Annotated in this window: 5 protein-coding genes and 1 tRNA gene; 3 read left to right on the top strand and 3 right to left on the bottom strand. The window is 68.9% G+C overall.

Annotation, left to right across the window (positions count from 1 at the left end):
- Positions 1-46: 46 nt before the first annotated feature.
- Both IH13_RS0103560 and IH13_RS0103565 read left to right on the top strand, forming a co-directional pair.
- Positions 47-1,099, top strand: a complete 1,053-nt coding sequence (locus IH13_RS0103560) for a hypothetical protein (protein WP_234433205.1) — start codon at positions 47-49, stop codon at positions 1,097-1,099.
- Positions 1,099-1,500: a hypothetical protein gene (locus tag IH13_RS0103565; RefSeq protein WP_031080947.1), complete on the top strand. Its 402-nt coding sequence runs from the start codon at positions 1,099-1,101 to the stop codon at positions 1,498-1,500. The genes IH13_RS0103560 and IH13_RS0103565 overlap by 1 nt, the downstream gene beginning before the upstream one ends.
- A 139-nt stretch (positions 1,501-1,639) precedes the next feature.
- Here the strand turns inward: IH13_RS0103565 and IH13_RS0103570 are convergent.
- Positions 1,640-1,713: transfer RNA gene (locus IH13_RS0103570), tRNA-Pro, on the bottom strand.
- A gap of 112 nt (positions 1,714-1,825) precedes the next feature.
- Complete coding sequence (locus tag IH13_RS0103575) at positions 1,826-2,764, bottom strand: metallophosphoesterase (protein WP_031080948.1); 939 nt, start codon at positions 2,762-2,764, stop codon at positions 1,826-1,828.
- Between the two features lie 79 nt (positions 2,765-2,843).
- Between IH13_RS0103575 and IH13_RS0103580 the strand changes: the two genes are divergently transcribed.
- On the top strand, positions 2,844-3,308 hold the full coding sequence (locus IH13_RS0103580; protein ID WP_031080949.1) for a GatB/YqeY domain-containing protein: 465 nt from the start codon (positions 2,844-2,846) through the stop codon (positions 3,306-3,308).
- A 257-nt stretch (positions 3,309-3,565) separates the two neighbouring features.
- On the opposite strand, the gene IH13_RS0103585 is transcribed toward IH13_RS0103580, so the two are convergent.
- The coding region (locus IH13_RS0103585) for a penicillin-binding transpeptidase domain-containing protein (protein WP_031080950.1) at positions 3,566-4,536 on the bottom strand (971 nt) is incomplete at its 5' end.

Consider the following 4,536-nt stretch of genomic DNA (forward strand, 5'->3'; position numbering starts at 1 on the left):
AACGCGTCTCGGCCTTGCCGTCGTGCCATTCGGATTTCTCGCCGGGATGACGCTGGTGTACGCCGGAGACCGGTTGGTGGCGAGATCCGCGCTGTCTGCGCTGGGCCGCAGGCAGGTCTCCCGCGACGCCTTGCCGTGGGTGACGTCGAAGACCAAACGGAGAACGTCGGCGCTGGGGGACAGGCAGGAGGGGAGGCTGCTGCCCTACGACGCTTCGCAGCACTTCATCGGTGCCGGGCGTGACCACTGGGGAGCCGCTCACATCAACATCCCTCTGAAGCCCAAAGACTCCGAGGAACCGGTCAAGTCCTTCGGCGAGGCCGAACTGCTGCGGCGCGTAGGTGCCGCACTGGACGAACTGGGCCGTGGCGTGCGGGAGATCACGGACCCCCTACCAGGGTTTTCGAGGGAGCGGGTGCTCGGATTGCCTTCCCATCTCTGGCTGCATCGGGCTCGTGACGGGGAAGCCCCGGACCTGACGGGGAGAGGCCGCAAGTCACCTTCCGGTGAGCCGGAACGGCTCTACCTTCGTGCGCAGTGCATCACCTGGGGCGGCCAGGTCGTGGTCAGCCTTTTCGTGCACGCCGCGCTCGAGGCAGGCGAGTTACGGCTGACTGTGCGACCGCATGTCATGACCCCGCTTCACAACGAGCTGATAGTGACTGCGACCCCTGCCGGCAAGCGCGGTGTGCGGCTGTTGAGGTGGGTCACGGTCCAAGCCCTCCTGGACGCCGCTCTCGGTCCGCTGGCTCTATGGCGACTGGTTGCCCGGATCGGACTCGGCGAGAGCATCGAGAGCCACGTGGAGGAAGAGGACCCGGTGAGCCTGCGGGACCGGTACTCGACCGAAGAGGTTACTGATATGCACCAGAGCGACGACGCCAAGCGACATGTCGTCCTCATCGAGACCTGTGTCTTCCGGGCAGTCGCCTCCTACCTGCGCGACCGGGGCATTGACACCACTTCCTACGACCAACAGGTGGCCGCCGTCACCAACAACATCCAGATCTACGGTGACAACAATGCCCCCATCCAGAATGTCGTCGGCAACGGGAACAGCAACATCGGGCAAGGCCCCGATAGCCAAGGAGGAAAGTAATGCCCATCGGACGACGCCGACCCGACCACACGCCCCAACCGGGACATGGGGCAGGTATCAGCATCGGCGGCAACAACGTGGCCCCACTGCAGAACGTCGTCGGGCAGAACATCTCACACGTGCACCAGGCTGCCCAGGCAGACGGAACCACCGACGTCGACTCCGTGCGGGCTCTCCTCGTCGCCTTCCGTGAGGATCTGGACCGCAACGCGGCAGGTCTGCAGCACGCGGAGGCGCTGAGGGCCATGGTGGGCACGACGGACGGATCACTCGCGGCTCCGGCCGAGGGCGCTACCACGTTGAGGGGCATCGCGCAGGCACTGCCGGCACTCGTACTCGGGACCGCCGTCCAGCAGAGCGGAGAAGCTCTCGCTCATGCCATCAGCGGGCTGCTGAACTGAGTCCGGGAACGCGAGCCCGAAGCCCGTGGGGAGCCGGAACCCGAAGTCGGCTTCCCACGGCTCCCACGACGGCCCGGAAAACCACTCAGGGGCCTGATCCGATTTCTCGGATCAGGCCCCTGACCTGGTCTTACAGCTGTCGGGGTGGCGGGATTTGAACCCACGACCTCTTCGTCCCGAACGAAGCGCGCTGCCAAGCTGCGCTACACCCCGATGTCCACCGTTTGTCCCGGCGACAACGATTACTTTAGCCCACCGGCGCCCGGAGGCGAAATCCGGTTTCCTTCGCGGGCCGCCGGGACGGACGGTGGTCCCGTGATCGCCCTCAGTCGCGGGGCGTCAGGGTCAGCAGGGTCGCCTCCGGCGGACAGGCGAAGCGGACCGGGGTGTAGCGGTTGGTGCCGCAGCCGGCCGAGACGTGGAGGTAGGCGCGCCGGTCGCCGACCGTGTGGCTGGAGAGGCCCTTCACCCGGTCCGTGTCCAGGTCGCAGTTGGTGACCAGGGCGCCGTAGAACGGGATGCAGAGCTGACCGCCGTGGGTGTGGCCGGCCAGGATCAAGGGGTAGCCGTCGGCGGTGAAGGCGTCCAGCGACCGGAGATACGGGGCGTGGACCACGCCGATCGAGAGGTCCGCGTCCGTCTCGGGGCCGCCGGCCACCTCGGCGTACCGGTCCCGCTTGATGTGCGGGTCGTCCAGGCCGGTGAAGGCGATCTCCAGGCCGTCCGCCTTGATCCGGCCCCGGGTGTTCGTCAGGTTCAGCCAGCCCGCCTCGTCGAAGGCGTCCCGCATCGGCTCCCACGGGTTGTGGACGGCGCCGACGGCCGGGGCGTTCCCGTTGAGCCCGTGCTTGCCCTGGACCTTCTCCAGGAGGTAGCGGGCGGGGTTGCGGAGCTTGGGTCCGTAGTAGTCGTTCGAGCCGAAGACGTACACCCCGGGGAACTCCATCAGCGGGCCGAGGGCGTCCAGCAGCTCGGGGACGGCTTCCGGGTCCGAGAGGTTGTCGCCCGTGTTCACGACGAAGTCCGGGCGCAGGCCCGCGAGCGACTGCAGCCAGGCGCGCTTCTTGCGCTGGCCACCGACCATGTGGACGTCGGAGACCTGGAGCACGCGCAACGGGCGGGCTCCGCTCGGCAGTACGGGGACCGACACCCGGCGCAGCCGGAACGAGCGGGCCTCGAACCCGGCCGCGTACACGAGGCCGGCGGCGCCGACCGCAGCTCCGACTGCCGTGACTTTCAGGGGGACTCCGTAGCGTGCGCGCATGCGCCCATCGTCGCAGACGCGGTGCCGCCGGAGGAAAACAGGCGGGCGGTGAGTGCGCCGTACCTGTCACAATCACCGCATGACCACGCTCAAGTCCAAGCTCAAGGAAGACCTCACCACCGCCATGAAGGCGCGTGACGAGCTGACCTCGTCCACCCTCCGGCTCACCCTCACCGCGATCTCGAAGGAAGAGGTCAGCGGCACGTCGGCGCGCGAGCTCTCCGACGACGAGGTGCAGAAGGTGATCGCCAGGGAGGCGAAGAAGCGACGTGAGGCGGCCGAGGCCTTCGCGAAGGGCGGCCGGGCCGAGCAGGCCGAGCGGGAGCGTGCGGAGGGGGAGCTGCTCGACGCCTACCTGCCCAAGCAGCTCACCGACGAGGAGCTGGACGCGCTCGTCACCCAGGCCGTCGCGGAGGCGAAGGCCGCCGGTGCCGAGGGGCCGCGGGCGATGGGCGCCGTCATGAAGATCGTCAGCCCGAAGGTGGCGGGGCTGGCGGAGGGCGGCCGGGTGGCCGCCGCGGTGAAGAAGCACCTCGCCGGCTGAGCTCTGCGTGCGCCGGCCGGCCGTCACCGGGTGCGCCCCGGGTGATCGCCGGGTGATCGCCGGTCGGCCCCCGCCCGTGGAGCCTCGGACCGGGCCTGGGCACGCCCCGGGCGATGCTCCGGACGTGAGCTGGGTACGCCCCGGATGGGGCCCCGGACGTGAGTTGGGTACGCCCCCGACGGGGCCCCGGACATGAGTAAGGAGGGGCGCCCCCGCCGGGGGCGCCCCTCCTTCACTTCCGACCGCGGTGCCGCCGGTCAGCGGCCGTGGCCCCCGCCGTGCCGGCCTCCGCCGTGTCCGCCGCCGGTGCCGGGCGGGACGGTGACGCCGCCGGCGCCGGGCTTGCCGCTGTCGCCCTTGTCCTCGTCGTCGCCCTTGTCCTTCTCCTTCTCCTTGTCCTCCTTCTCCTTCGCGCGCGGCACGTCGACCGCGTTGAAGGAGGGGGTCTCGGAGGCGTTCAGCGCGCCGGTCATCGCGGTCCGCCAGATGGGACCGGGCAGGCAGCCGCCGCAGACCTTGTCGTAGTACTGGCCGCCGATGGTGATGTCGTACATCGGCACCTTCTCGCCGATGTCCGCGCCCACCCACACGGCTGTGGACAGGTTCGGCGTGTAGCCGACGAACCAGGCGTCCACCCGGTCGTTGGTCGTACCGGTCTTACCCGCGTTGTCGCGGTCCGTCAGACCCGCCTGGGTGCCGGTGCCGTCCTCGACGACGCCCTTCAGCATCTGGTTGATGGTGTCGGCCGTCTTCTCGCTCATCGCCCGCGAACACGTGGACTTGGGAACGGTGACCTTCTTGCCGTTCGAGTCGGTGATGGCCTGGATGGCGACCGGCGTGCAGTACATGCCGCGGTTGGCGAACGCCGCGTACGCGGCGGCCATGTTGAGCGGGGTGCTCTCCGTGCCGCCCAGGGTGATCGACGGGTTGTTGTCCGAGACGGGCTTGCCGTCACCCCGCTCGTAGCCGAGCTTCTTGGCCATGGTGACGGTCTCGCACAGCCCGGCCTGCTCCTCCAGCTTGGCGAAGTAGGTGTTGATGGACTTGCCGAGCGCGCTGGTCATGTCGAAGGCGCCCTTCTCGGACTCCAACTCGTTCTGGAGGTCCCAGTTCCCGGTTCCGGTGGGCGCCCCCTTGCAGTTCCGGAAGGAGCTCATCGGCACCGAGATCTTCCAGTCCGAGTCGTAGCTCTGCGCAGGGCTGATGCCCTTCTCCAGAGCCGCGGCGG

Source organism: Streptomyces sp. NRRL WC-3549 (assembly GCF_000721935.1).
In the GTDB taxonomy this organism is placed as follows: domain Bacteria; phylum Actinomycetota; class Actinomycetes; order Streptomycetales; family Streptomycetaceae; genus Streptomyces.